Source organism: Streptomyces sp. NPDC001890 (assembly GCF_042891445.1).
In the GTDB taxonomy this organism is placed as follows: domain Bacteria; phylum Actinomycetota; class Actinomycetes; order Streptomycetales; family Streptomycetaceae; genus Streptomyces.
Map to the genome: position 1 here is coordinate 811561 of NZ_JBIATE010000001.1, position 26735 is coordinate 838295.

At 71.9% G+C, this 26735-nt stretch carries 22 protein-coding genes; 10 read left to right on the plus strand and 12 right to left on the minus strand.

Translation table 11 applies throughout. The features are described from left to right. Nucleotides 1-194: 194 nt before the first annotated feature. Nucleotides 195-1052: a type I methionyl aminopeptidase gene (gene map / locus ACFYY1_RS03570; protein ID WP_388580247.1), complete on the minus strand. Its 858-nt coding sequence runs from the start codon at nt 1050-1052 to the stop codon at nt 195-197. Between the two features lie 58 nt (nt 1053-1110). On the opposite strand from map, the gene ACFYY1_RS03575 reads away from it, so the two are divergent. Then, nucleotides 1111-1344, plus strand: a complete 234-nt coding sequence (locus tag ACFYY1_RS03575; protein WP_266737376.1) for a hypothetical protein — start codon at nt 1111-1113, stop codon at nt 1342-1344. A gap of 46 nt (nt 1345-1390) precedes the next feature. Here the strand turns inward: ACFYY1_RS03575 and ACFYY1_RS03580 are convergent, their stop codons facing one another. Next, entirely contained in the window at nt 1391-2728 is a 1338-nt protein-coding gene (locus tag ACFYY1_RS03580; RefSeq protein ID WP_388580251.1) for an MFS transporter, read from the minus strand. Between the two features lie 81 nt (nt 2729-2809). Then, nucleotides 2810-3412: a hypothetical protein gene (locus tag ACFYY1_RS03585; RefSeq protein ID WP_388580254.1), complete on the minus strand. Its 603-nt coding sequence runs from the start codon at nt 3410-3412 to the stop codon at nt 2810-2812. A gap of 180 nt (nt 3413-3592) precedes the next feature. Between ACFYY1_RS03585 and npdG the strand changes: the two genes are divergently transcribed. Further along, a complete protein-coding gene (gene npdG / locus ACFYY1_RS03590; protein ID WP_388580257.1) occupies nt 3593-4303 on the plus strand; it encodes an NADPH-dependent F420 reductase in 711 nt (236 codons plus the stop codon). 132 nt (nt 4304-4435) lie between these two features. Beyond that, nucleotides 4436-4609 carry a hypothetical protein gene (locus ACFYY1_RS03595; RefSeq protein WP_266736997.1) on the plus strand — a complete coding sequence of 58 codons (174 nt, stop codon included), beginning with the start codon at nt 4436-4438 and terminating at the stop codon, nt 4607-4609. Between the two features lie 60 nt (nt 4610-4669). Here the strand turns inward: ACFYY1_RS03595 and ACFYY1_RS03600 are convergent, their stop codons facing one another. Then, nucleotides 4670-5476: a site-2 protease family protein gene (locus ACFYY1_RS03600; RefSeq protein ID WP_388580260.1), complete on the minus strand. Its 807-nt coding sequence runs from the start codon at nt 5474-5476 to the stop codon at nt 4670-4672. Nucleotides 5477-5679: 203 nt separating this feature from the next. Between ACFYY1_RS03600 and ACFYY1_RS03605 the strand changes: the two genes are divergently transcribed. Then, nucleotides 5680-8994, plus strand: a complete 3315-nt coding sequence (locus ACFYY1_RS03605; RefSeq protein ID WP_388581495.1) for a BTAD domain-containing putative transcriptional regulator — start codon at nt 5680-5682, stop codon at nt 8992-8994. A gap of 9 nt (nt 8995-9003) precedes the next feature. Here the strand turns inward: ACFYY1_RS03605 and ACFYY1_RS03610 are convergent, their stop codons facing one another. From ACFYY1_RS03610 to panB, 3 genes are all read right to left on the minus strand, one after another. Beyond that, entirely contained in the window at nt 9004-9858 is an 855-nt protein-coding gene (locus tag ACFYY1_RS03610; RefSeq protein ID WP_388580263.1) for an ABC transporter permease, read from the minus strand. Continuing rightward, complete coding sequence (locus ACFYY1_RS03615) at nt 9855-10877, minus strand: ATP-binding cassette domain-containing protein (RefSeq protein WP_388580265.1); 1023 nt, start codon at nt 10875-10877, stop codon at nt 9855-9857. The genes ACFYY1_RS03610 and ACFYY1_RS03615 overlap by 4 nt, the downstream gene beginning before the upstream one ends. A 130-nt stretch (nt 10878-11007) precedes the next feature. Further along, nucleotides 11008-11895, minus strand: coding sequence for a 3-methyl-2-oxobutanoate hydroxymethyltransferase (gene panB, locus ACFYY1_RS03620; RefSeq protein WP_388580268.1), 888 nt, complete (start codon nt 11893-11895; stop codon nt 11008-11010). 225 nt (nt 11896-12120) lie between these two features. Here panB and ACFYY1_RS03625 point away from each other — a divergent pair, with 225 nt between their 5' ends. Beyond that, nucleotides 12121-13737, plus strand: coding sequence for an MFS transporter (locus ACFYY1_RS03625; RefSeq protein ID WP_388580271.1), 1617 nt, complete (start codon nt 12121-12123; stop codon nt 13735-13737). Nucleotides 13738-13943: 206 nt separating this feature from the next. Beyond that, a complete protein-coding gene (locus ACFYY1_RS03630) occupies nt 13944-14978 on the plus strand; it encodes an endonuclease/exonuclease/phosphatase family protein (RefSeq protein ID WP_388580274.1) in 1035 nt (344 codons plus the stop codon). An 87-nt stretch (nt 14979-15065) separates the two neighbouring features. On the opposite strand, the gene ACFYY1_RS03635 is transcribed toward ACFYY1_RS03630, so the two are convergent. The 5 genes from ACFYY1_RS03635 to ACFYY1_RS03655 all read right to left on the minus strand — a co-directional run bounded on the left by ACFYY1_RS03635 (nt 15066) and on the right by ACFYY1_RS03655 (nt 20978). Beyond that, nucleotides 15066-16820 (minus strand): NAD+ synthase, encoded by a 1755-nt coding sequence (locus tag ACFYY1_RS03635; RefSeq protein WP_388580276.1) that lies wholly within the window; start codon nt 16818-16820, stop codon nt 15066-15068. A gap of 78 nt (nt 16821-16898) precedes the next feature. After that, nucleotides 16899-18575 (minus strand): multicopper oxidase domain-containing protein, encoded by a 1677-nt coding sequence (locus ACFYY1_RS03640; RefSeq protein WP_388580279.1) that lies wholly within the window; start codon nt 18573-18575, stop codon nt 16899-16901. A gap of 445 nt (nt 18576-19020) precedes the next feature. Then, nucleotides 19021-19446 (minus strand): CBS domain-containing protein, encoded by a 426-nt coding sequence (locus ACFYY1_RS03645; RefSeq protein ID WP_388580282.1) that lies wholly within the window; start codon nt 19444-19446, stop codon nt 19021-19023. Nucleotides 19447-19572: 126 nt separating this feature from the next. Next, a complete protein-coding gene (locus ACFYY1_RS03650) occupies nt 19573-20295 on the minus strand; it encodes a DUF305 domain-containing protein (RefSeq protein WP_388580285.1) in 723 nt (240 codons plus the stop codon). After that, nucleotides 20292-20978: a DUF3105 domain-containing protein gene (locus ACFYY1_RS03655; RefSeq protein WP_388580288.1), complete on the minus strand. Its 687-nt coding sequence runs from the start codon at nt 20976-20978 to the stop codon at nt 20292-20294. The genes ACFYY1_RS03650 and ACFYY1_RS03655 overlap by 4 nt, the downstream gene beginning before the upstream one ends. Before the next feature lie 249 nt (nt 20979-21227). On the opposite strand from ACFYY1_RS03655, the gene glnA reads away from it, so the two are divergent. The 4 genes from glnA (at nt 21228) to ACFYY1_RS03675 (ending at nt 26665) form a co-directional block, all read left to right on the plus strand. Next, nucleotides 21228-22589, plus strand: a complete 1362-nt coding sequence (gene glnA / locus ACFYY1_RS03660; protein WP_072483343.1) for a type I glutamate--ammonia ligase — start codon at nt 21228-21230, stop codon at nt 22587-22589. A gap of 361 nt (nt 22590-22950) precedes the next feature. Further along, the gene (locus ACFYY1_RS03665) at nt 22951-24297 is read left to right on the plus strand and encodes a discoidin domain-containing protein (RefSeq protein ID WP_388580291.1); all 1347 of its coding nucleotides are present in this window, start codon (nt 22951-22953) and stop codon (nt 24295-24297) included. Continuing rightward, entirely contained in the window at nt 24297-25598 is a 1302-nt protein-coding gene (locus ACFYY1_RS03670) for an MFS transporter (protein WP_388580294.1), read from the plus strand. Before ACFYY1_RS03665 ends, ACFYY1_RS03670 begins: the two co-directional genes overlap by 1 nt. Continuing rightward, on the plus strand, nt 25595-26665 hold the full coding sequence (locus tag ACFYY1_RS03675; RefSeq protein ID WP_388580297.1) for a TolB family protein: 1071 nt from the start codon (nt 25595-25597) through the stop codon (nt 26663-26665). Before ACFYY1_RS03670 ends, ACFYY1_RS03675 begins: the two co-directional genes overlap by 4 nt. The last annotated feature ends 70 nt before the right edge of the window (nt 26666-26735 follow it).

Genomic DNA, 26735 nt, shown 5'->3' on the forward strand with positions numbered 1-26735 from the left:
AGCGGAAAAATCGGCAGCCACCACGTGCTGTCGCGGTGCTGTCGACAGCACCGATCTTCCTACTTAGGCTTACCTAAGTCAACAACTTCCCGACGGCCTGTCGGTAAAAACGATACGCCTGGTTCCGCGTGCGGGATACGCGAAAGCGGCCGCCCGGGAGGGCGGCCGCTTTCGTGGCGGAACGGTCCGGACGGTTACGGGAGCGTCAGGATCTCGGCGCCCGTCTCCGTCACCACCAGCGTGTGCTCGAACTGGGCGGTGCGCTTGCGGTCCTTCGTCACCACGGTCCAGCCGTCGTCCCACATGTCGTAGTCGTGGCTGCCCAGCGTCAGCATCGGCTCGATGGTGAACGTCATCCCGGGCTGCATCACGGTGGTCGCGTGCGGGCTGTCGTAGTGCGGAATGATCAGGCCGGAGTGGAACGAGGAGTTGATCCCGTGCCCGGTGAAGTCCCGCACCACGCCGTAGCCGAAGCGCTTGGCGTAGGACTCGATGACCCGCCCGATCACATTGATCTGGCGGCCCGGCCGCACCGCCTTGATGGCCCGGTTCAGCGACTCCTCGGTGCGCTCCACGAGCAGCCGGGACTCCTCGTCCACGTCGCCGCAGAGGTACGTGGCGTTGTTGTCGCCGTGCACACCGTTGATGTACGCCGTGACGTCGAGGTTCACGATGTCGCCGTCGCGCAGCACCGTGGAGTCCGGGATGCCGTGGCAGATCACCTCGTTGAGCGAGGTGCAGAGCGACTTGGGGAAGCCGCGGTAGCCGAGCGTCGACGGGTAGGCGCCGTGGTCGCACATGAACTCATGGGCGACCCGGTCGAGTTCGTCCGTCGTGACACCCGGGGCGATGTGCTTCGCGGCCTCGGCCATCGCCTGCGCGGCGATCCGGCCGGCGATGCGCATGCGCTCGATGGTGTCGGTGTCCTGGATCTCCGGACCGGTGTACGGGGTGGGGGCCGGCTTGCCCACGTATTCGGGGCGCCGGATCTTTCCGGGCACGGAGCGGATGGGAGTGATCTCCCCGGGTACGAGCAGCGACTGGCCAGACATGTCAGCGAGTCTAACCAGCGCGCTTGGGGCAGCATGGCCCCGAGGGAAGGAGCCGATGATGGCCCTGTTCAAGAAGCGCACGGTCGGCAAGCCGGGCGAGTGGTACTACTGCCTGGAACACCACAAGGTCGAGGAGGGCCCCGAGTGCCCGGCCAAGGACCGGTTCGGGCCGTACACCTCCCGTGAGGAGGCGCAGCACGCGATGGACACCGCGCGGGAGCGGAACCTGGAGTGGGAGAACGACCCCAAGTGGCACGACGGGGGCACCACCCCGCCCGACCAGCAGGCATGACCGGGGGCGCCGGGGCCCCGTCCCCGGGGCCCGTTCCCGGCGTTCCTCAGACGGCCGAGGGCGCGGAGGAGCTGGATTCGCCTGCTCCGCCGCCCCCGCCGGCCTCCCTGGTCTTTCGCCTGCGCAGCGCGTCCTCGTCCGTCTCGGAGTCGTAGGTGAGCAGCTTCGGCAGCGCCGCCGTGAGCAGCGCGACCGAGGCCACGCACGCCACACCACCGCTCCAGATCGCCGACCGGGTCCCCGTCCAGCCCGCCATCGCACCGGCCCGCACCTGACCCAGCTGCGGGCCGACGCTGTACGAGAGCACCTCGATGCCCGCCAGGCGGCCCCGCAACTCCTCCGGGATCGTCTGGTTCCAGATCGTGGAGCGGCCCAGGCCGCTGAGCATGTCGCCCGCGCCCGCCACCGCCAGGCAGACCAGCACCAGCCACACGTTGCCGAACCAGCCGGCCGCCGCGATCGCCAGCCCCCAGACCGCGGCCCCGCACACCACGAACAGCCCATGGCGCCGCACCCGTGACGTCCACCCGCTGGTCAGCCCCAGCACCAGCGATCCGACCGACCCGGCCGCGTACATCAGGCCCAGCGACCAGTCGGCGTCCAGTTCGTCCGCGAGAAACGGGAAGATCGTGTTCGGGTAGGCGAAGAACATCGCCGCCAGGTCGACCGCGTACGTTCCCAGCAGCACCGGCCGGCTCCAGGCGTACCCGGCCCCCTCGGCGATGCCGCGCAGCGAGGGCTTCCTGCCGTCCCGGGCGGGCGGCGCGGGCGCGAGGCGCAGACACAGGAGCACGGAGACGGCGAACGTGGCCACCGTGACCGCGTACGCCGTGGCGTGCCCGGCGTAGGCCACCACGAGTCCCGCCACCGCCGGACCGGTGATCGCGCCGAACTGCCAGCGCAGCGAGTTCAGCGCGGCGGCCGCGGTCTGCTGCTCGTGCGGCACGATCCGGGCCATCAGGGAGTCCAGCGCGGGCCGCTGGAGCCCGGCGAGCGCGGAGACCCCGGCCGCGACCAGGTAGAGCGGCCAGAGCATCGGGCCGGGCAGCGCCGCGTTCACCAGGAGCACGAGGGCGAGCAGCCCCAGCCCGGCCTCGGTGGCCAGGATCACCTTGCGGCGGTCCGCGGCGTCCGCGAGCGCCCCGCCGTACAGGCCGAAGACGACCAGCGGCACCAGCTCCACCGCGCCCATCACCCCGACGGCCAGCGGCGAACCCGTCAGCTCCTTGATCTGGAGCGGCAGCGCGATCATCGCCATGAAGCTGCCGAAGTACGTCACCAGCCCCTGGAACCACAGCAGCCGGAAGTCGGCGGAGGCGCGAAGCGGGGTGAGGTCGGGCAGCAGGGCGGCCAGCCGGGCGGCCGGGGACGGAGCAGAGGTCACAGGAGGCCATGCTCCGGCGCCGCGAGCAGTGCCGCAACGGGATTTTCCGGGCGGCCGGCACCGGGCGTCACCTCCGGCCCGTCACCACCGGGCCGGGGGCGGCGCCGTCAGCTGGTCGGCGAGCCGGGACAGCCGGTCCCGGAAGCCGCGGCGGCCACGCGGGGCCGGGGCGCTGTTCTCCCCGGCCGCCGCGCTCACCAGATGCTGCACGGTGTCCAGGTCCACGTCGTCGGCGCCGGTCACCGCGAGCGTCTCGTGGGCGAGCCCGCGCACCTCCGGATCGCCGTCGCTCAGCGAGAGCACCGTGGCCCCGGCGCGCCGAGCGTCGTGCACCCGCTCCAGCAGCCCCGCGCCGGGCCGTTCCGGGGCCACCAGGAGCAGCGTCTCGCCCCGCCCCGCCGCCTCGATCCGGCCGAGGCCCACGGCCAGATGCGCGGGGCCGCCCGGCTCCACCCGGTGGCGCACCAGGGTGGGGGCCAGCTCCGGCAGCCCGGACCAGGCGGACTCGTCGACCAGGTGGGCCGCCAGATGCCACGGCTCGTACGCCGCCGTCCCCACCAGCAGCAGGCCGCCGCCGTGCGGCACGACGGACGACCGCAGGGCTCCGGCGAACCGCCGGGTCGCGGCGGGCCACTCGGTCCCGGCGAGCACTTCACGGAGCAGGGCGACGCGTACGGCATCCATGGCCCGGCATCCTGCCCGAGGGAGCCCGCCCGGCGCCGGGGAACGGCCCCGAACCAGCCGAACGGGAGCACGGGACGGGAACGAGGGACGGGAGCGAGTACGGAGGCGGCTGCGGGGACGAGTACGGGAACAGGGGATGACACCGGGTCCCGTTCCGTGGCGGGCAGTAATGTCGGAGCCATGACTACGAATGGCAGTGACAGCGCGGCCAAGCCCCCCGCCAAGGACCCCTGGGACCTTCCCGACGTCTCCGGGCTGACCGTCGGCGTGCTCGGCGGCACCGGACCCCAGGGGCGCGGCCTCGCCTACCGGTTCGCCCGCGCCGGGCAGCGGGTGATCATCGGCTCCCGGGCCGCCGACCGTGCGCAGAGCGCCGCCGAGGAGCTGGGCCACGGCGTCGAGGGCGCGGACAACGCGGAGTGCGCGCGCCGCAGCGACGTCGTGATCGTCGCCGTGCCGTGGGACGGGCACGCCAAGACCCTGGAGTCGCTGCGGGACGAACTCGTGGGCAAGCTCGTCATCGACTGCGTCAACCCGCTCGGCTTCGACAAGAAGGGCGCCTACGCGCTGAAGCCCGAGGAGGGCAGCGCCGCCGAGCAGGCCGCCGCCCTGCTGCCGGATTCCCGGGTCACCGCCGCCTTCCACCACCTCTCGGCGGTGCTGCTGCAGGACGAGTCCATCGAGGAGATCGACACCGATGTGCTGGTGCTGGGCGAGGCCCGCGCCGACACCGACCTCGTACAGGCACTGGCGGGCCGGATCCCCGGCATGCGCGGCATCTTCGCCGGCCGGCTGCGCAACGCGCACCAGGTCGAGTCGCTGGTCGCCAACCTGATCTCGGTCAACCGCCGCTACAAGGCGCACGCGGGACTCCGCACGACCGACGTCTGAGCCGCACCCGTCACCGGCCGTCCGGGCCCGAGCCGCTCCCGAGCCGCTCCCGGGCCCACCCTGCGGTGAGCGAAAAGGGGCATGGGGGACACTGGACGGGACCGTGCACCACCCCCGACAGGAGCCGCCCCCATGCCCCGACTCGCTCTCTACGCCATCACCGTCTGTGTCCTGGCCGTCGTCGCGGCCGTGATCTCGTTCGTCCAGGGCAGCCTGCTCGGGATCGTCTGGGTGCTGCTGGCCGGGCTCTCGTCCAACATGGCGTGGTTCTATCTGCGCCGGCACCGCGCACAGACCGCGGGCTGAGGCCGCAGGCGGTCATCCGGCCGCCCCCGGGGCCGGTCCGCCGGTCCGCCGGTCCGCCGGTCACGGGCCGGAGGCGCAGCCCGGATACTCCTCGTTCCAGTTCTCCCAGAACCGGTAGGCGGCGCGGCCGCACTCCGTCCCCCGGCCGCTCACGCCCAGCGCGTCCAGCACCCCGTGGACCAGGTCGAAGAAGACGTGGTTGACCTCCGGGATCCACAGCACGGCGAACACCGCGATCAGCCCGAACTGCGCGAACGGCTCCACCTTGCGCCGGATCCGGTACGACAGCCAGGGCTCGATCACTCCGTAACCGTCCAGCCCCGGCACCGGCAGGAAGTTCAGGATCGCCGCGGTGACCTGGAGCAGGGCCAGGAACGCCAGCGCGTACCGGAACTCCCTCGGGACACCGTCCAGCGCGTGCAGCCAGAACGGCGCCGTGCACACCAGCGCGAACAGCACGTTGGTCAGCGGGCCCGCCGCCGAGATCAGGCTGTGCTTCCACCGCCCGTGGATCCGGCCCCGCTCGATGAAGACCGCGCCACCGGGCAGCCCGATCCCGCCCATGATCACGAACAGCACCGGCAGCACGATGCTGAGCAGGGCGTGCGTGTAGGCGAACGGGTTGAGGGTGAGGTACCCCTTCGCACCGACCGAGAGGTCCCCGCTGTGCAGCGCGGTGCGGGCGTGCGCGTACTCGTGCAGACAGAGCGAGACCACCCAAGCCGCCGTGACGAAGACGAAGACCGCGAGCCCGTACGGATACCCGGTGTCCGTCCACACCGCCCAGCCCGACACCGCCGTCACGGCGGCGATCCCGAGGAAGACCGGGCTGATCCGCCGGTCGCTGCGGGCGCTTGCGGTGGTCATCGGCGAACTCCTGACGGACGGCCGGAAGGGGACGGTGCGGCGGGCGGGGAGCCCGACCGTACCGCCGACACGTCACAAACGTCTCGCGCCGGGGCGGTGGTTCCGGACAGGGTGGGGGCATGACGAGCGATCCGGAGCACGCCGCACAGGGGCACGGGCGGACAGGTGTGCGTTTCCCGATCCCGGTCACGGAGAATGGGCCGGTGCGCTACTGCATCCTCGGAACGACCCGGGCACTGAGCGACGACGGCACGGCCGTCGCCGTCGGCGGGGCACGGCTGCGCGCCCTGCTCACCGTCCTCGCGATGCGCCCCGGCCGCACCGTCCCCGCCGCCGTGCTCGTCGACGAGGTGTGGGACGGCGAACCGCCCGCCGACGCGGTGGGCGCCCTCCAGGCGCTCGTCGGCCGGCTCCGGCGCGCCGTCGGCCACGACGCGGTCGTCTCCGCGGAGAGCGGCTACCGGCTGGCCGCCGAGCCGGACACCGTCGACCTGTACCGCTTCGAACGGCTCGCGGGGGAGGGCGTGCGGGCGCTGGAGGAGGGCGACGCGGCGAAGGCCAGGGCGGTCCTCGACGACGCGCTCGGCCTGTGGCGCGGCCCGGTCCTGGCCGATCTGCCCGACCGCGACGCCGTCGCGGCCCGCTGGGAGGCCCGGCGGTTGGACGCCCGCCGCAACCGGCTCCGCGCAGACCTCGCGCTCGGCCGCGCGGACGAGGCCCTGCCCGAACTGGCCGCCCTGTGCGCCGAGCACCCGATCGACGAGCCCCTCCAGGCCCTGCGGCTGCGGGCCCTGCGCGACGCCGGGCGCACCGCCCAGGCCCTGGCCGCCTACGACGAGGTCCGCACCTCGCTCGCCGACCGCCTCGGCACCGACCCCGGGCCCGAACTGCGCTCGCTGCACGCCGAACTGCTCCGCCAGGACCCGGTCCGCCCGCCCGCCCCCGCCGCGCCGCTCGCGGCCCCCCGCACCGAGGTCCCCGCCGCACCGCACGGCAACCTCCGGGCCAGGCTCACCAGTTTCGTCGGGCGCGAGGACGACATCGAGACCCTGCGCGAGGACCTCTCGCACGCCCGGCTCGTCACTCTCCTCGGCCCCGGCGGCGCGGGCAAGACCCGGCTCTCCCAGGAGGCCGCCGAATCCGCCGCGGCCGCCTGGCCGGACGGCGTCTGGCTGGCCGAACTCGCCCCCGTCGACGACCCCGAGGCGGTCCCGGAGGCCGTACTGACCGCGCTCGGTGCCCGCGAGACCGTGCTGCGGGGCGCCGGCGCCGAGGAGATCAGGGTCGCCGAGGGAAACGCGAACGACCCCCTCGTACGCCTCACCGAGCACTGCTCCCGGCGCCGCATGCTGCTCCTCCTGGACAACTGCGAACACCTCGTCGACGCGGCCGCCGCCCTCGCCGACCACCTGCTCGCCCACTGCCCGCGGCTCACCGTGCTCGCGACCAGCCGCGAACCCCTCGGCGTGCCGGGCGAGTTCGTCCGCCCCGTCGAACCGCTGCCCGACCCGATGGCGCTGCGCCTGTTCGCCGAACGCGGCGCCGCCGCCCGGCCGGGCTTCAGGACCGACGCGGACGAGGAGACCGCGGCCGCCTCGGCGGAGATCTGCCGCCGCCTCGACGGACTGCCGCTCGCCATCGAACTCGCCGCCGCCCGGCTGCGGATGCTCGCCCCGCGCCAGATCGCCGACCGGCTCGACGACCGGTTCCGCCTGCTCACCAGCGGGGCCCGCACCGTACTGCCCCGGCAGCAGACCCTGCGCGCCGTCGTCGACTGGTCCTGGGACCTGCTCGACGATTCCGAACGCGCCGTGCTGCGCAGGCTCTCCGTCTTCGCGGGCGGCTGCACCCTGACCGCCGCCGAGGCGGTCTGCGCGGACGGGCCGCGGGGCGCGCGCGAGGTCGCCGGGCTGCTCGGCTCCCTCGTCGACAAATCGCTCGTCGTCGCCGTGCCCGCCGAGGACGGCGAGATGCGCTACCGGCTGCTGGAGACCGTCGGCGAGTACGCCGCCACCCGGCTCGACGAGGCGGCGGAGCGGGACCCCGTGGTCCGGCGCCACCTGGTGTTCTTCCGGGAACTGGTCCGCACCACGGAACCCCGGCTCCGCGGCACCGGACAGCGGGCCGCCATCGAACTCCTCCAGCGCGAGTACGAGAACATCCGCACCGCCCTGCGCAGTGCCGTCGCCGCCCGCGACGAGCAGGAGGCGCTCTGCATGGTGCTCTCGCTGTGCTGGTACTGGCAGATGCGCAACCTGAGCGGCGACGCGCTGCACTGGGCCGACGCCGCCGCCGCGCTGGGCCCCGACCCCTTCGCCCCGCCCGCCGAGCCCGCGCCCTCCCTCCACGAACGCTGCACCGACGCGCCGCCGCCCATGCGGCCCGAGCTGCTCCAGGAGGCACGCCGCCAGGCGGGGCTGATCCGGCTGGTCAGCATGGACCACGCCGCGGAGCGGTGGAACGACGAGGCGAGCATGGCCCGGCTGCGGGTCATCGCGAACACCTACCGGGCCGGCCAGCCGCAGACCTGCCGGGTCCCGGCATCGCTCTGGTTCTTCGCGGTCATGCTCGTCGGGGAGACCGACAGGCTGCGCGAGCTGCTGGACGAAACGGTCCGCGCCTGCCGGGAGTTCGGCTACGAATGGGAGCTCGCCGGGGCCCTGCAGATGCGGGCCAACGTGCTGGCCAACCGGCCCGAGTGGGCGGGCGACGCGCGCACGGACGCCGACGAGAGCCTGGAGCTCTTCGGCCGGATCGGTGACGACTGGGGCGTCGCCGAAGCGCTCTCGGCACGGGGCGAGGCCAACGAGCGCCGGGGCGAGTACGCCCGCGCGGCCGAGGACTTCCAGGCCGCCATCGGGTACGCGAAGGAGCTGGGCGCGGCATCCCAGGTGGCGGTCCTGAGCACCAGGTACGCGGCCGTGCTCACCGAGCTGGACCGCGGCGCCGAGGGCGAGGCGATCCTGCGCGAGGTGATCGCCGGGCGGCACGACACGCGGTCCATCGCCCGGCTCCATCTGGCCATGTGGCTGGGGCGCACCGACCGCACCGACGAGGCGCGCGAGCAACTCACCGTACTGCGCGAGGAGTTCCACTCCGAGACCATGGCGATCTTCGACGGGGTCGTGCTGGGCGCGATGGCCTGGCTGGACAACCAGGACGGGCGGTACGCGGACGCCCTGCCCCGGGGCCTGGTGGCGCTGGAGCGGTCCCACGACCGGCTGTCGCAGTTGGTGGCCCCGCAGATGTCCGTCATCAATCTCGTCTCCCTCGCCCGCTCGCTGGCCGGCATCGGCGGCGAGCGGCGGGCCACCACCGCGGCCCGGCTGCTGGGGGCGGGCCGGGAACTGCTGCCCCTGGGCCACGTACCGACGACGATGGAGCGCGACGACTGGGTACGGGCGGAGGAACTGGCCGTCGCCGTGCTCGGCCGGGCCGCCTACGCGAGCGCGTACGCCGAGGGCGGCGGCCTCTCCCTCGTGGAGGCCACCGCCCTCGTGGACGCGTACCGGGAATGACCCCGCCGGTCAGGACTTCTTGCGGAACTTGGCGACCGCGAGCGGCGCCATCACCGCGGTGATGACCACGGTCCAGCCGAGCGTCACCAGGACCGAGTGCGCCAGCGGGCCGCCCATCATCAGGGCGCGCGCGGCGTCGGCCAGGTTGGACAGCGGGTTGTAGTCGGTGAACGTCTGGAGCCAGCCCGGCATGGTCTTGGTCGGGGCGAAGATCGAGGAACCGAACTGGAGCGGCATCAGCACGAGCATCCCCATTCCCTGAACCGCCTGGGCCGTCTTCATGGTCAGTCCGAGCAGGATGAAGATCCACATGATGGCGGCGCCGAACGCGGCCGACAGCGCGATCGCCCCGAGCAGCCCGAGCACCGACTCCTGGAGCTCCATGCCGAGCGCGAAGCCCATGGCCAGCAGGATGAGGGTGGCGACCATCATCCGGCCCAGCTCGACCACGATCTTCGCGATGAGCACCGAGGAACGGGCGATCGGCATCGTCCGGAACCGGTCCATGATGCCCTTGCGGAAGTCGTCGTTGACACCGGAGCCGACCGCCATGGCGATGTTCATGCCCATCATCGCCATCAGCCCGGGGATCAGGTAGTTCAGGTACTCCTGCCGGCCGCCGCCCATGCTGCCGCCGACCGATCCGCCGAAGACGTACACGAAGAGCAGCGTGAAGATGACGGGCATCAGGAGCGCGTCGAACATCGACTCCGGATCCTTCTTGATCTGGAGCATGTTGCGCCGCACCAGCGCCCCGATGTGGCGCAGGTTGTTCCGCAGCCCTATCCGGCCCTCGTCGTGGACCGTCCTCGCCCGTGCGGACTCGCCGGGCGTGGGCGTGGGTGTCAGAGTCGCCGTGCTCATGCCGCGACCTCCTCGGGGATCGTGTCGGTGGCGGAAGCGGACTTCTCGCCGGTGATGGCGAGGAAGACCTCGTCCAGGCTGGGCAGCGCGGTGGCGACGTGCGCCAGCGAGAAGCCCCGGGTGCCGAGCAGGCCGATCACGGCGGTCAGCTGCTCGTCGCTGAGGATCGGTACGTACAGCAGTCCCTCGTCCGGGACGGCCTGCGCGCCCGAGACCCCGTCGAGCCCCGCCTCGCGGATCGCCTGCGCCATCGCGGCCAGCTGCGCCGGGTCGGAGGGCCGGATCTGCAGGGTGCGGCCGCCGACCTTCGCCTTCAGCTCGTCGACCCCGCCACGGGCGATGATCTTCCCCTTGTCGATGACGGTCAGCTCGTTGGCGAGCTGCTCGGCCTCTTCCATGTACTGGGTGGTGAGCAGCACGGTCGCCCCCTCCGCGACCATCCGCTGCACCTCGTCCCAGACCTCGTTGCGGGTCCGGGGGTCCAGCCCCGTCGTCGGCTCGTCCAGGTACAGCACGGCCGGGTTGCCGATCATCGAGGCGGCCAGGTCGAGCCGGCGCCGCATGCCGCCGGAGTAGTCCATCGCGGCCTTCTTCGCCGCGTCGGTGAGCGAGAACCGCTCCAGCAGCTCGTCGGCCCGCGACCGGGCGGCCTTGCGGGACAGATCGAGCAGCCGCCCGATCATGTAGAGGTTCTCCCAGCCGGAGAGCTTCTCGTCGACCGAGGCGTACTGCCCGGTCAGACCTATGGTGCGGCGCAGCTGCCGGGGCTGCTTCACCACGTCGTAGCCCGCCACGGTGGCGTGTCCGGCGTCGGGGACGATCAGGGTGGACAGGCAGCGTACGAGTGTGGTCTTGCCCGCTCCGTTGGGGCCGAGGACACCGAGCACGGTGCCTTCGCGGACATCGAGGTCCACGCCGTCCAGAGCCTTGGTCGAGCCGTAGTGCTTGACCAGCCCCCGGACCTCGACGGCGTTCGAGCCGCTCCTGGGGTTCTTGTCGATTCGCGTCATGTCCACCATGGGACCAGCCGCCACCGACAGTCCGCCGACAGCAGGCCGACAGCCCGCCGATGGGGGATGTCGGCGGGCTGTCGGTGGTGCGGGCAGTGGTTCAGACGTTCACACGGAACGAACCGGCGGAACCGCGGAACTAGTGGAAGGTGTGCTCGGCGGCCGGGAAGGCGCCGCCCACGACCTCTTCCGCGAACTCCTTCGCCGCGTCGCCCAGCACCTGGCGCAGGTTCGCGTACTGCTTGGTGAAGCGCGGCACCTTGCCGCCGGTCAGCCCGACCATGTCGGTGTAGACCAGCACCTGGGCGTCCGTGTCGGGACCGGCGCCGATGCCGACCGTCGGGATGTGCAGGGTGCGCGTGACCTCGGCGGCCAGCTCGGCCGGTACGAGCTCCAGGACGACGGCGAACGCGCCCGCGTCCTGCACGGCCTTGGCGTCGCGCAGCATCTGCTGGGCGGCCTCCTCGCCGCGGCCCTGCACCCGGTAGCCCATCGCGTTGACGGACTGCGGGGTCAGACCGATGTGCGCCATGACCGGGATGCCGGCGTCGACGAGCAGCTTGATCTGCTCGTGGCTGCGCTCGCCGCCCTCCAGCTTGACCGCGCCGACCCCGGACTCCTTGATCAGCCGGGTGGCGTTGCGCAGGGCCTGGACGGGGCTCTCCTGGTACGCCCCGAAGGGCAGGTCCGCGACGATCAGGGCGCGCTTGGTGCCCCGTACGACCGCCGCGGAGAGGATCGCGATCTCGTCCATCGTGACGGGCACGGTGGTCTCGTAACCGAGGTGGCAGTTGCCCATGGAGTCGCCGACGAGCATGACCGGGATCCCGGCCTCGTCGAAGACGGACGCGGTCATCGCGTCGTAGGCGGTGAGCATGGGCCACTTCTCGCCGCGCTCGGTGGCGGCGGCGATGTCGTGGATGGAGATACGGCGGGTGCTCTTGCCTCCGTACAGCGCCTTGCTGCTGTCGGTGCGGGTACCCGCGGGGGGTGTTGCGGACTGATTCTGCGCAGCCTGAAGCGACATTGCCAACGGCTCCTTCGTCATCTCGAGGCGCCCTGACGGCGTCCCCGGACCGGTTCCATGGTGGCATCCCGCGGTGGTCCGCGGGAAGTGGGCCCCCACACGCCCGCTCGGGCGCGGCCGGAGGGCGGCCGCACCGGCAACGACCTCCCCATATGCCATCCACCTTTTCCCTGTTTCATCCCAATACAAGACGGTCTCGTATCTAAGTCGGATAAGCTCCGATTCATGTCGATGCCGTCGAGTGCTCGCGCTGCGACGCCCGGGATTCCGGAGGCGGTCCACCGCCGCCGCTGGGCGATCCTCGTCGTCCTGATGTTCAGCCTGCTCATCGTGGTGCTGGACAACTCGATCCTGAACGTCGCGGTCAAGACCATCGCGAGCCCCGCACCGACCGGCCTGGGCGCCACCCAGAGCCAGCTGGAGTGGGCGATCAACGCCTACACGCTGGTCTTCGCCGGACTCCTCTTCACCGCCGGGCTGCTCGGCGACCGCATCGGCCGCAAGAAGACGCTGCTCTTCGGCATCCTGCTCTTCGGTACCGGCTCCGCGCTCGCCGCCATGTCCGGTTCGCCCGGTCAGCTGATCACCTGGCGTGCGCTGATGGGGCTCGGTGCCGCGTTCGTCATGCCCGCCACCCTGGCCGTCCTGATGAACGTCTTCGAGCGCGACGAACAGCCCAGGGCCATCGGCCTGTGGGCCGGCAGCGTAGGGGTGGCCATCGCGATCGGCCCGATCACCGGCGGGCTGCTGCTCGAACACTTCTGGTGGGGTTCGATCTTCCTGGTCAACGTGCCCGTGGTGATCGTGGCGCTGACCGCGATGATGCTGCTGGTGCCGGACTCCAGGGACCCGAACCCGGGCCGGACCGACCCGTTCGGCGTAGTGCTCTCCATCGTCGGCCTGGTGCTGCTGGTGTACGGCATCATCCGCGGCGGACAGCTCGCCGACTTCGCCGACCCCGTGGTGCTGCTGTCGATCTTCGGCGGGCTGCTCGTGCTGGCCGGGTTCGTCTGGCACGAGAAGCGCAGCACCCACCCGGCTCTCGACATCGCGTACTTCAAGGAGCCCTCGTTCGCCGCGGCCGTCGCCGCCATAGCGCTGGTCTTCTTCGCGTTGATGGGGGTGACCTTCTTCTCCGCCTTCTACATGCAGAGCGTGCGCGGCTGGACCGCGCTCCAGGCGGGCGCGATGCTGCTGCCGCTGGCCGCCACCCAGATGATCTTCGCGCCCCGGGCCCGGCTGCTCGTCGACCGCTTCGGCGCGCGTGCCACCTGTACCGGCGGCATGGTGCTGGTCGCGGTCGGCCTGGCCGCGTTCGCGATGTTCGACAGCACCACGCCGGTCTGGGTGCTGTGCCTGCTCTTCTTCGTCCAGGGCACCGGCATGGCCCATGTGATGACACCGGTCACGGTCTCGGTGATGCAGGCGCTGCCCCGGGAGAAGGCCGGTTCCGGATCGGCCATCAACAACACCTTCCGGCAGGTCGGCGGGGCGCTCGGGGTCGCCGTGCTCGGTTCGGTGCTCTCCACCGTCTACCGGGGCGACATCGAGGGCCACCTCGGCGGGCTTCCGGCCGGGGTCAGGGACGCGGCGGGGGAGTCGATCGAGGCGACGCTCGGCATCGCGGACCGGCTGGGCCCGGCGGGCGCCGGGCTGGTCGCCTCGGCGAACGACGCGTTCCTGAAGGCCATGCACGTCACCGCCATCGGTTCGGCGACCATCGCCCTGGTGGGCGCCCTCGTGGTCGCGCTCTTCCTGCCGGGGAAGCCGCCCCCCGAGGCGGGCCCCGACGGGTCGGGCCGGGGCGACCGGCCGGTACGCGCGGCGGGAGCGGGCCGATGAGACCCGCCCGAGTGTGAGCGTTCTGTCACAAGCCCCCACAGACCCGGTCCGGCCGGAACCCGCCGGACCCCGCCCTTCGTCCTCGTGGCAGTACGGCCGTCGTCGACGGCAGGAAACACGCCGCCATCGCCTAGGGTCTGTCCGGCGGACAGACCCTAGGGTCGAGGGCGCGGCGACATGCACGGCAAGGCAGTGAGGACAGCGCGATGGTGCAGGCGTACGGAGCGGACACCGGGAACGACCGTGCGGAACCGGAACCGGGGCGCGTCGGGCCCGGATCCCGCTTCCGGGGCCTGCGCGACAGACTGACCCGCGACCCGGGCATCTGGCGGCGCGGCATCGTCCTCGCCCTCTGCTCGGTGCTCCTCACCCTCGTGATGGCCTTCCACGCCGAGATCCCGAACACCATCGGCAACCTGGGCAGCCTCTCCGAGACGTTCCTGCCGTGGTTCGGGGCGTTCGTCCCGCTGCTGCTGGTCCTCGGCCTGGTGCGCCGCTCGGCGACCGCGCTGATCGCCCTGCTGCTGCCGGTCGTGGTCTGGTTCAACGCCTTCGGCGGCCTGCTCACCGACAAGTCCGGCACCGGCGGCGACCTCACCGTGGCCACCCACAACGTCAACGCCGACAACCCCGACCCCAAGGGCACCGCCCGGACGGTCGCGGACTCCGGCGCCGACGTCATCGCCCTGGAGGAGCTCCCGAACGGCAAGGTGGCGGCGTACGAGGCGGCACTCGCCGACCGCTACCCGTACCACTCGGTGCAGGGGACCGTCGGCCTGTGGAGCAAGTACCCGATGAGCGCCACCAGGCCGGTCGACATCAAGATGGGCTGGACCCGCGCGATGCGCTCCACGGTGACGACACCGAAGGGCGAGGTCGCCGTCTACGTGGCCCATCTGCCGTCCGTACGGGTCAAGCTGCACGCCGGATTCACCGCCAACCAGCGCGACGACAGCGTGGACGCCCTGGGCGAGGCCATCGCCGACGAACGGCTCGACAGGGTGATCCTGCTCGGCGACCTCAACGGCACGATGAACGACCGCGCCCTGAACGCGGTCAGTTCCCAGCTGCGCTCCACCCAGGGCGCGGCCGGCGACGGCTTCGGCTTCAGCTGGCCGGCCTCGTTCCCGATGGCCCGGATCGACCAGATCCTGGTGAAGGACGTCGAGCCGGTGTCCTCGTGGACGCTCGCTGCGACGGAGAGCGACCACCTGCCGATCGTGGCGCGCGTGAAGCTGTGACGAGCCGAGCCGTTCCCCATGGCGGACGTGCGCCGAAACGCGGGGGCGCGGTGACCGGTCCGCCCGGTCACCGCGCCCCCGCCGCGCTCAGCCCGACTCGCGCCACCGGTTGGTGATCGGCAGCCGCCGGTCCTTGCCGAAGCCCTTCGGGGAGATCTTCGTGCCCGGCGGGTACTGCCGCCGCTTGTACTCCGCCGTGTCCACCATCCGCAACGTCTTCGCCACCAGCGCCGCGTCGAAGCCGGCCGCGACGATCTCGTCCAGGCCCTGGTCCCGGTCGACGTACAGCTCCAGGATCCGGTCCAGTACGTCGTAGTCGGGCAGCGAGTCCGTGTCGACCTGCCCCGGGCGCAGCTCGGCGCTGGGCGGCTTGGTGATGGACGCCTCCGGGATCGGCGGGGTCTGCCCGCGCTCCTCGGCGGCCCGGTTGCGCCACTTCGCCAGGCGGAAGACCGCCGTCTTGTAGACGTCCTTGATCGGGCCGTACGCCCCGACCGCGTCGCCGTACAGCGTCGAGTAGCCGACCGCCAGCTCGGACTTGTTGCCCGGCGCGAGGACGATCTGGCCCTCCTGGTTGGAGACGGCCATCAGCGTCGTGCCGCGCAGTCGCGCCTGGAGGTTCTCCTCGGCGAGGCCGGTGAGCCCCAGCGAGCCCATGTACGCGTCGAACATCGGCTCGATCGGCACGGTGCGGAAGTTCAGCCCGGTGCGGCGGGCCAGCTCGGCCGCGTCACCCTTGGAGTGGTCCGAGGAGTACTTCGACGGCATCGAGATGCCGTACACGTTCTGCGCCCCCAGCGCGTCGCAGGCGATCGCGGCGACCAGCGCCGAGTCGATCCCGCCGGAGAGCCCGATCAGCACACTGCTGAAGCCGTTCTTGGCGGCGTACGCACGCAGCCCCACGACCAGCGCCGAGTACAGCTCCTCGTCGTCGTCCAGCCGCTCCGCGTAGCCACCGGTCAGCTCCGCCGGGTACGCCGGGAGCGGCTCCTCGGAGAGCACCACGTGGTCGATCCGCAGCCCGTCGTTGACGACCCCGGACGGCGGCTCGGCGGCGGCCGCCGGCAGCTCCAGGTCGAGCACGACGCTGCCCTCGGCGAACTGCGGGGCACGGGCGATCACTTCGCCGTCCCGGTCGACGACGATCGAGTCGCCGTCGAAGACCAGCTCGTCCTGGCCGCCGATCATCGCCAGGTACGCGGTGGTGCAGCCCGCCTCCTGGGCCCGCTTGCGGACCAGTTCCAGCCGGGTGTCGTCCTTGTCCCGCTCGTACGGCGAGGCGTTGATCGACAGCAGCAGACCCGCGCCGGCGGCCCGCGCGGCCGGCACCCGGCCGCCGTCCTGCCAGAGGTCCTCGCAGATGGCGAGCGCCACGTCCACGCCGTGGACCCGCACGACCGGCATCGAGTCGCCCGGTACGAAGTACCGGAACTCGTCGAAGACGCCGTAGTTGGGAAGGTGGTGCTTGGCGAAGGCCAGCGCGACCCGCCCCCGGTGCAGCACCGCGGCGGCGTTCTGCGGGGAGCCGGCCGGCTGCCCGTAGCGGGGCTGGGCCGTCTCCGAGCGGTCGAGGTAGCCGACCACGACCGGCAGCTCCCCGAAGCCCTCGGCGTCGAGCCGGGCGGCGAGCGCGCGCAGCGCCTGCCGCGAGGCCTCGACGAAGGACGGGCGCAGGGCCAGGTCCTCGACGGGGTAGCCGGTCAGCACCATCTCCGGGAACGCCACCAGATGGGCGCCCTGTTCGGCGGAGTGCCGGGTCCAGTGGACGATCGCCTCGGCGTTGCCGGCGAGGTCACCGACGGTCGAGTCGATCTGATTCAGTGCGAGACGTAGTTGAGGCACGCGCACCAGTGTAATCGTCTGACTGACGCAATGTCCTGGCGGGCCGCGGAACCATGGCCGTGGCCCGCCGGGGCAGCGCTAGCGGCGGTACCCGAGGACCGTCATCATGCCCACGTCCGAGTGGTAGATGTTGTGGCAGTGCAGCATCCACAGCCCCGGGTTGTCCGCGTCGAACTCGACGGCGAGCGAGCTGTTCGGCCGGATGATCGCGGTGTCCTTGCGCGCCCAGGCGGCCGGTCCCCGCCGGGTCGCCCGGTGGTCCGGCCCCGCCGCTCCCACGAGGCCGAACGAGTGCCCGTGCAGATGGATCGGGTGCCACATCTCCGTGGTGTTGAAGAACTCCAGCCTGACCCGCTCGCCCGCCTCCACCGGGCGACGCCGGTGGGGGTCGTACGGCTCGTGGTCGAAGGCCCAGTTGTAGTCCCGCATGTTGCCGGTCATCTTGAACCGGATCGTCCGGTCGGGCTTGCGCGAGGACAGCTCCACCGACTCGTCCGGCGCGAGTTCGTCCGCCTGCACCAGCCTTCCGTACAGCTCCTCGGGCCGTACGGACGCGGTGGGCGCCGTCCCCTTCCCGGTACGGAGCAGGGCCAGTGCCGAGGACTTCTTGCCCTCCGCGACCGCGGTCAGCGGGAACACCCCGTCGCCGGCGGTGACCAGTACGTCGTACCGCTCGCCCATGCCCAGCAGCAGGGCGTCGGTGGTGGTGTGCCGGACCGGGTAGCCGTCGGTGTGCGTGATCGTCATCCGGTGGCCGCCGAGCGCCACCCGGAAGGCGGTGTCGCCGCCCGCGTTGATGATGCGCAGCCGGATCCGGTCGCCGGGCTTCGCGGCGAAGGACGTGGGGGACTTCCGGGTGCGGCCGTTGATCAGGTAGTACGGGTAGGCGACATCGCCCCCGTGGCTGTCGAGCAGTTCGCTGTAGGAGTCCCGCATCATCCGGGTGGGGCCGGTGCGGCCCTTGGTGGGCGCTCCGTGCGCGCCGCCGCCGTGGTTCATGCCGCCCCTGCCCCCGCTGAGCTCGTACAGCACCGAGTCCGGCGTCGAACCGGCCACCCCGTCGACCCAGTCGTCCAGGACGACGACCCACTCCTTGTCGTACTTGAGCGGCTCCTTCGGGTCGTCGACGATCAGCGGCGCGTACAGTCCGCGGTCCTGTTGGACGCCCGTGTGCGGGTGGAACCAGTACGTCCCCGCGTGCGGAACCTTGAACCGGTAGGCGAATTCCGCGCCGGGCTTGATGGGCGCCTGGGTCAGATCCGGCACGCCGTCCATGTCGTTGCGCACATTGAGGCCGTGCCAGTGCAGAGACGTTTCCTCGGGCAGGTGGTTGGCCAGGGTGAGCGCCAGGGTGTCGCCCACCGTGACCCGGAGCTCCTTGCCGGGCAGCCGGGCCTCGTACGCCCAGGAGCCGACGGTGAGCCCGCCGCCCAGATCGAGCCGGGACGGGGTGGCGACGAGGTGGACCTTCCGCAGGGAGCCCGAGCCCCGCTTCGCCTCGGCCGCCGCGACCTCCTCCCCGTCGGGGGAGACGTACTCGCCGCGGGGCTTCGCGCCGGGGGAGACTCCGTGCTTCCTGCCGGGGGAGGCCCCGTGGTTCACGCCGCCGTGGCTGGTGCCACCGGCGTTCGCGCTACCGGTTTTCTTGCCGCCGTGGCCCGTGTCGGACTCGCCGGAGCACGCGGCCAGCACGGCCGAACCGGCGGTGGCGACAGCGGCGCCGAGCACGGCGCGTCGGGTGGGTGGAGTGCGCATGACGGAGGTGCACCTCGGGGTGTTGTCGGTATTTCGGTCTGCTGGGGGAGGGGGAGGCGCCCCTTCTATATGCACAGCACCGACAACGGGGCCGGTCGGGTCACGTCCGGCAGGGGATCCGGCCCCGGCCGGGGTGCGTCCCGGGCCGCGACGCCCCTGAGAAGGCGGAGGATCCCGATGAGCAGCGAGACGAACAGCAACAACTGTCCGTATGTCGCACATCCACTCAGGGTCATGTCGAGCACCTTACCCCCGCCGGGTATCGCTCGCGCGCGGAAACGTATCTTCGCTGGTACGGGGCCCGGCGGGGCGGGCGGCGGGGCCGGGCGGGCAGCACGAAGGCCCGGCACCCCACGGCCTCCCGCCCGGACCGGACCGGGCCGTGCTTCGGCCGGATCCGGACAGCGGGGTCCGTGCGAGGGGGTGCCGGGCCGGGTGCGGTGGGTCAGCCGCGGGCGTAGACCTTCTCCGCCCAGCCGGCGATCTGCTCCGCGGTGAGGTGCTGCGCCAGGTCGGCCTCGCTGATCATGCCGATCAGCATCTTGTCCTCGACGACCGGGAGCCGGCGGATGTGATGGGTCTGCATCTCCTCCAGGACCATGTCCACGCCCGCCCCCGAGTCGATCCAGCGGGGGGTGCCCTGGGCGAGGTCGCCCGCCGTCATCTTCGACGGATCGTGGCCCATCGCCACACAGCCGATCACGATGTCGCGGTCCGTGAGGATGCCGATCATCCGGTCCTTCTCGCCGCTGGCCGAGATGGGCAACGCGCCGACCTTGTGGTCACGCATCAGCTGCGCGGCCCGGTCGAGCGTCTCGTGCGCGGGGATCCATGTGGCCCCGGTGTGCATGATGTCCTTGGCAGTGGTCATGAGGGATTCCTCCTGCGTGCCGATGGGCATGCCGTACGACCCCGAGCGAACCCATCGTCATGGGCCCGTTCGGGGGACGCGACCGCTATCACCCGTTCGGGTGCACCTGCGGATCCGGGGAATGTTTCACGACCGGGGCGCCGACCCCCGCGCCGCCAGCATCCCGGCCATCTCGTCCAGCTCCGAGCGCTGGGCCTCGACCATCCCGCCGGCGAGCCGCTTCTCCGCCTTCACCGTGCACAGCCGGGCGCAGCCGCGGGCCATGTCGACGCCGCCCTTGTGGTGCTCGGTCATCAGCCGGAGGTACTGGACCTCCGCCGCCTTGCCGCTCGCCGCCCGGAGCCGGTCCAGCTCGGTCCTGGTGGCCATGCCGGGCATGAGGGAGCCGTCGTGGGCCCGGTAGCCGGTGCCCATGCCCTCCATCCCGTCCATGTCCTGCATCGAGTGGCCCTCGTGCCCGGCCGCCATCCAGTCCATCGGCTGCCCGGCGGTCGTCTTCGGCAGCTCCCACAGATCCAGCCAGCCGAGCAGCATGCCGCGCTGATTGGCCTGCGTGTTGGCGATGTCGTACGCGAGCCGGCGCACCTCCTCGTCCTGCGTGCGGTCACGCACGATGAAGGACATCTCCACGGCCTGCTGGTGGTGGACCGCCATGTCGCGGGCGAAACCGGCGTCCGCCGAGTCCACCGCGGGCGTGCGCGCGGTGGACTCGGCGGTGGCGACCCGCTGCGCCCCGCCCGCGTCGCCGCGCGCGGAGGCGACCGTCGCCGCCCCCGCGAACAGCAGCGCGAGCACCACGGCGGAGCCCGCCACCCACTCGACGCGCCGGATGCGCCTCCCCGCGGTCACTGCGCCTCCAGCCCGCCCGAGCACGTCGCGCCGGGCTCGGGCGTCTGCGCCCCCTGCACGAACTTCGAGAAGAACTGCTCGACCCGCGGGTCGTCGGCGCCGTCCACGGTCACCTGGTTGCCCCAGGCGGTCAGCATGATCGTTCCGGACTGGCCCTCGTACGGACTCATCAGCGAGTACGGCGTCCGGCCGACCCGCTCGGCGAGCTTCGCCACATCGGCGGCCGGGGCCTTGCCGGTGTACGTGACCCACACCGCTCCGTGCTCCATCGCGTGCACGGCGTTCACATCGGGGACCGCGCTCTTGTAGACCTTGCCGTCGCAATTCATCCATACGGGGTTGTGGTCGCCGCCGACCGGCGGCTTCATCGGGTAGGCGACGGGCCCGGTGACATGGTTGCGGGTCAGCTTCTTCGCGTCCCAGGTCCGCAGCCCCTCGATCGCCCCGCCCGCGGGCTGCTGCTGTGCCGAGGGCGCCCTGTCGCCCGTCTTGTCGTCCGCCGCCGGGGCGGTCTGCTTCTGCTCGGACGCCTCGGACTTCTCCAGCACCATGTACGAGCCGAAGCCGACCAGCCCCACGACCACGAGCACGCTCAGGCTTATGGCCAGGGCACGGTCGCGGCGCTGCCGCGCGCGGTGGGGATCGTGCTGCTGCGCCATGGGGGTCCTGGGGTCGAAGCTCATGTCGTCAGGTCCTTCTGGGAAGGGATGGGGGGACGGACGGGGCCGTAGGCCGGGAGAACCGGCACGCGCGGGGCCGTCACGAAGGCGTTCCACCCCTTGCGCGCCATGGGCGCCGATCGTAGTGGGTGGCCAGGTGCTCCATCTCACTTCGTGTGCGTAATCTGGGTGAAATCCCGGGTCGTGATACTGGAGCTCCTCCCCTACCCCGGGCGGTGGTGCACGGACCGTCTGAACTGCAAGGATGTGGCTATGGACAAGCAGCAGGAATTCGTCCTCAGGACGCTTGAGGAGCGCGACATCCGCTTCGTACGGCTGTGGTTCACCGATGTCCTCGGCTACCTCAAATCCGTCGCGGTCGCCCCCGCGGAGCTGGAGCAGGCGTTCGACGAGGGCATCGGATTCGACGGCTCGGCCATCGAGGGCTTCGCCCGGGTGTACGAGTCCGACATGATCGCCAAGCCGGACCCGGGCACGTTCCAGATCCTGCCGTGGCGGGCCGAGGCCCCCGGCACGGCCCGGATGTTCTGCGACATCCTGATGCCCGACGGCTCACCGTCCTTCGCCGACCCGCGCTACGTCCTCAAGCGCATCCTCGCCAAGACCTCCGACCTGGGCTTCACCTTCTACACCCACCCGGAGATCGAGTTCTTCCTGCTGAAGGACAAGCCGGTCGACGGCAGCCGCCCCACCCCCGCCGACAGCTCCGGCTACTTCGACCACACCCCGCAGAACGTCGGCATGGACTTCCGCCGCCAGGCGATCACCATGCTCGAATCCATGGGGATCTCGGTCGAGTTCAGCCACCACGAGGGCGCCCCCGGCCAGCAGGAGATCGATCTGCGGTACGCGGACGCGCTCTCCACCGCCGACAACATCATGACCTTCCGCCTGGTGATGAAGCAGGTCGCGCTGGAGCAGGGCGTGCAGGCGACGTTCATGCCGAAGCCGTTCTCCGAGTACCCCGGCTCGGGCATGCACACCCACCTCTCCCTCTTCGAGGGCGACCGCAACGCCTTCTACGAGTCGGGCGCCGAGTACCAGCTCTCCAAGGTCGGCCGCTCCTTCATCGCCGGACTGCTCACCCATGCCGCGGAGATCTCCGCCGTCACGAACCAGTGGGTCAACTCCTACAAGCGCATCTGGGGCGGCTCCTCCCGGGCGGCGGGCGCCGGCGGCGAGGCCCCCTCGTACATCTGCTGGGGCCACAACAACCGCTCCGCGCTCATCCGCGTACCGATGTACAAGCCCGGCAAGACCGGCTCCGCCCGGGTGGAGGTCCGCTCCATCGACTCCGGCGCCAACCCCTACCTGACGTACGCGGTGCTCCTCGCCGCGGGCCTCAAGGGCATAGAGGAGGGCTACGAACTCCCGGCCGGCGCCGACGACGACGTCTGGGCGCTGTCCGACGCGGAGCGCCGCGCGATGGGCATCGAGCCGCTGCCGCAGAACCTGGGCGAGGCGATCGCGCTGATGGAGAAGAGCGAACTGGTCGCCGAGACGCTCGGCGAGCACGTCTTCGATTTCTTCCTGCGCAACAAGAAGCAGGAGTGGGAGGAGTACCGCTCCGAGGTCACCGCCTTCGAGCTGAAGGCGCTGCTGCCGGTGCTGTGACCGCGACGCAGTGACATCCGGGCCGGAGGCGGCATGCCTCCGGCCCGGAGTGCGTCCTGCCCGGAGTGCGTCCGGCCGCCGCTCGCCGTCGAACTGAATGCCGAACGCCGGAATGTTGATCGCGGAAATGGTGAACAGGCCGTGGAACGAAGCCAGTTGGGGGACTGGTAGGAAAGTTTACTGTTCGCTAGCATTCCCGGCGGTGGCTCGGCGCGGTGCCCCGCTTCCGCAGGCATGACGCGCTCAGTGAGAGCTCTGGCCCGGCCACCACGACCCCGGAACCTGCCCGCACCCGGGCCGGATACGGGGCCACGCACCGATGCCCAGCTCTCGCCACCCCCACAAGGCCAGGAGTCCAGGGATGCACCCGAACGGCTCAGCTTTGCTCCTCACGCCCACGCGGCGCCGTACGGTGGGCGTGGTCGTCGCCGCCGTACTCGTCCTCGTGGGCGGCCTGTTGCTCGCCTACCCCGACCGGGCCGGCGCGGCGGCCGACCCCCTCATCTCGGGCGGCAGGACCGCCACCTCCTCCTCCGACGAAAGCTCCGAATTCGGACCGCAGAACGCCTTCGACGGCGACCCGGCCACCCGCTGGGCGAGCGTCGAGGGCAAGGACCCGCAATGGCTGAGCGTCGACCTCGGCGCCGGCGCCGCCGTCACGCGGGTCAAGCTCGACTGGGAGGACGCGTACGCCAAGGCGTACCGGATCGAGATCTCCGCCGACGGCACCACCTGGACCCGGCTCGCCGACGAGACGGCCGGGGACGGCGGCACCGACGACTGGGCCTCCCTCACCGGCAAGGGCCGCTACCTGCGCGTGTACGGCACCGCGCGCGGCACCGCCTACGGCTACTCGCTGTACGGGATGGAGGTGTACGGCACGCCCGGCAGCGAGCCGCCGCAGACCGGCGCCTTCACCGTGGTCGCCGCCGGTGACATCGCCGCCCAGTGCACCGCGTCCGACAGCGACTGCGCCCACCCCAGGACCGCGGCGCTGGCCCAGAAGATCGACCCGAAGTTCTATCTGACGATGGGCGACAGCCAGTACGACGACGCCCGGATCGCCGACTTCCGCGCCTACTACGACAAGACCTGGGGCGCCTTCAAGGCCAAGACGCGTCCGGTGCCGGGCAACCACGAGACGTACGACCCGGCCGGGGCGCTGGCCGGCTACAAGTCCTACTTCGGGGCCATCGCCTACCCGCAGGGCAAGACCTACTACAGCTACGACGAGGGCAACTGGCACTTCATCGCCCTCGACTCCAACTCCTTCGACGACAGCGCCCAGATCGACTGGCTCAAGGCCGACATCGCCAAGAACAGCAAGGCGTGCGTCGCCGCCTACTGGCACCACCCGCTCTACTCCTCGGGCGGACACGGCAACGACCCGGTCAGCAGGCCGGTCTGGAAGCTCCTGTACGCGGCCAAGGCCGACCTGGTGCTCAACGGGCACGACCACCACTACGAACGGTTCGCCCCGCAGAACCCCGACGGGAAGGCCGTCGCCGACGGGATCACCGAGATCGTCGGCGGGATGGGCGGCGCCGAGCCCTACCCCATCGAGGAGGTCCAGCCCAACAGCCAGAAGCGGATCAGCGGTGAATACGGCGTCCTGAAGCTGGACTTCACCGACTCCGGCTACAGCTGGAACTACGTCGGCACCGATGGCGAGACCAAGGACACCAGCCCGAAGTACACCTGCCACTGATGTACCTGGCGACCACAGGCCGCCGGGACGCACCGGCCCGGCCCCGCTCCGGCGGGGCGGGCCGGGGCGTCCCCGGCACCGTACTCGCACTCGGCACGGTCAGCCTCGTCACCGACATCTCCTCCGAGATGGTCACCGCGGTGCTGCCGCTCTACCTGGTCCTCGGACTCGGTCTCTCGCCCCTCCAATTCGGCTTCCTGGACGGCCTGTTCAACGGAGCCGCCGCCATCGTGCGGCTGCTCGGCGGGTACGCCGCCGACCGCGGCCGCGGCCACAAACGGGTCGCCGGGCTCGGCTACGCCCTCTCCGCCCTCTCCCGGCTCGGCCTGCTGCTCGCCGGCGGCGCCACCGCCGCGATCGCCGCCGCCCTCGCCACCGACCGGGTCGGCAAGGGCATCCGCACGGCACCCCGCGACGCGCTGATCACCCTGAGCAGCCCGCCCGAGACGCTCGGCCGGTCCTTCGGCGTGCACCGGGCGATGGACACCACGGGCGCCCTGCTCGGCCCGCTCGCCGCGTTCGCCCTGCTCTGGGCGACCGCCGACGCCTACGACGCGGTGTTCGTCGTCAGCTTCTGCGTCGGCCTGCTCGGTGTACTGCTCCTCGTCCTGTACGTCCCCGGGCAGCAGCCGGCACCGAAACCGGCGATCCCGGCTCCCCGCGGGCGCAAGGCGTTCGCGGCGCTCCGCGACCCCGCCTTCCGGCGGATCCTGGCGGCGGCCTGTCTGCTCGGCGCCGCCACCGTCGGCGACGCCTTCGTCTACCTCCTGCTCCAGCACCGGCTCGACCTCCCCGTCAGCTGGTTCCCGCTGCTGCCGCTCGGCGCGGCGGCCTGCTACCTGCTGCTGGCGATCCCGGCGGGCCGGATCGCCGACCGGGTCGGCCGACGGCTGCCGTTCCTGTACGGACACCTCGCGCTGCTCGGCGTGTACGCCACGCTCCTCGCCCCGGCCGGCGGCCCGGCCCCGCTCCTGCTGGTACCCGTCCTCGTCCTGCTCGGGGTCTTCTACGCCACCACCGACGGGGTGCTGATGGCGCTGGCCGGACCCGTGCTGCCCGCCGACGGCAGGGCGGGCGGACTCGCCGTGCTCCAGACCGGACAGGCGCTGGCCCGGATGCTCGCCGCAGCGGGCTTCGGCGCCGCCTGGACCCTGTGGGGGGCGGGGCCCGCGCTGTGGGCGGCCCTCTCGGCCCTGCTCGCCGCCCTCGCGGGCGGCTGGGCGCTGCTGCCGCGCAACCCCTCCGTTGCCCCGGCCCCCGGGGAACCGGAAGCCCAGATCCCCGGAAGGCGGACCGCATGAGTGCCAGGTTCTCGGAAGCCGCGACCCCGCTGGGCCCCCGCGCCAGGATCGCCGTCGTGGTGGCCGCGGTGCTGCTCCTGGCGGGCGGCTCCGTCGGGTACGTGATGCATGCCGGACAGCGGACGAACGGCCAACGGGCCGAGGCCGACGCCTCGTTCACCCTCGGCGGTCCCGCGCTGTACTTCCGGGACACGGCCGGCGGGCGCGTCGCGCACCAGCCGCTCCCCGGGGCCCGGACCGGCGGGGCCCGGACCACCGACGCCCGCACCGGTGGCGCCCGCACCCGCGGCGGACCCGCCTGCGACCGGTTCTACGCCTCCGGCGGGGACGCGCTCTGCCTGCGGGCCGGGCCCGGGCTGCTGCCGAAGACGTACGCGATCGTCCTCGACCGGCAGTTGCGCGAGAAGCGCCGGATCACCGTGCCCGGCGTCCCCACCCGCGCCCGGGTCTCAGCCTCCGGGCGGATGCTGTCCTGGACGGTGTTCGCGACCGGTGACTCGTACGCCACCACGTCCTTCTCCACCCGCACCGCCATCCTCGACCAGCGCACCGGATACCTCATCAAGTCCATGGAGAACATCCAGCTCACCATCGACGGCGCCCGCTACCACGCCCCCGACGTCAACTACTGGGGCGTGAGCTTCGCCCGCGACGACAACCGCTTCTACGCGACCGTCTCCACCAAGGGCCGCACCTACCTCGTCGAGGGCAACATGCGGGACTGGACGGCGAAGGCGCTGCGGCAGAACGTCGAATGCCCCTCCCTGTCGCCCGACAACACCCGGCTCGCCTTCAAGAAGAAGGTCTCCGACGACGCGGCCGCGCCCTGGCGGCTGTACGTCCTCGACCTGCGCACCATGCGCGAGACGCCGCTCGCCGAGGAACACGGCGTCGACGACCAGGCGGCCTGGCTGGACGACGGCACGCTCGCCTACGCGCTGCCGGGCGCGGGCGGCCGGGGGAGCGACATCTGGACCGTGCCGGCGGACGGGACGGGGGAGCCCCGCATGGCCGTGAAGGGCGGGTCGTCGCCGGTCGCGGTGGAGGCCCCGGCCTCGGCGGGCTGAGCCGGGCCTTGTCCGGAGCGCGACAGGTGCGACACGGCCCGTGTAATGTGACGCATCCCCACCCGGGGGC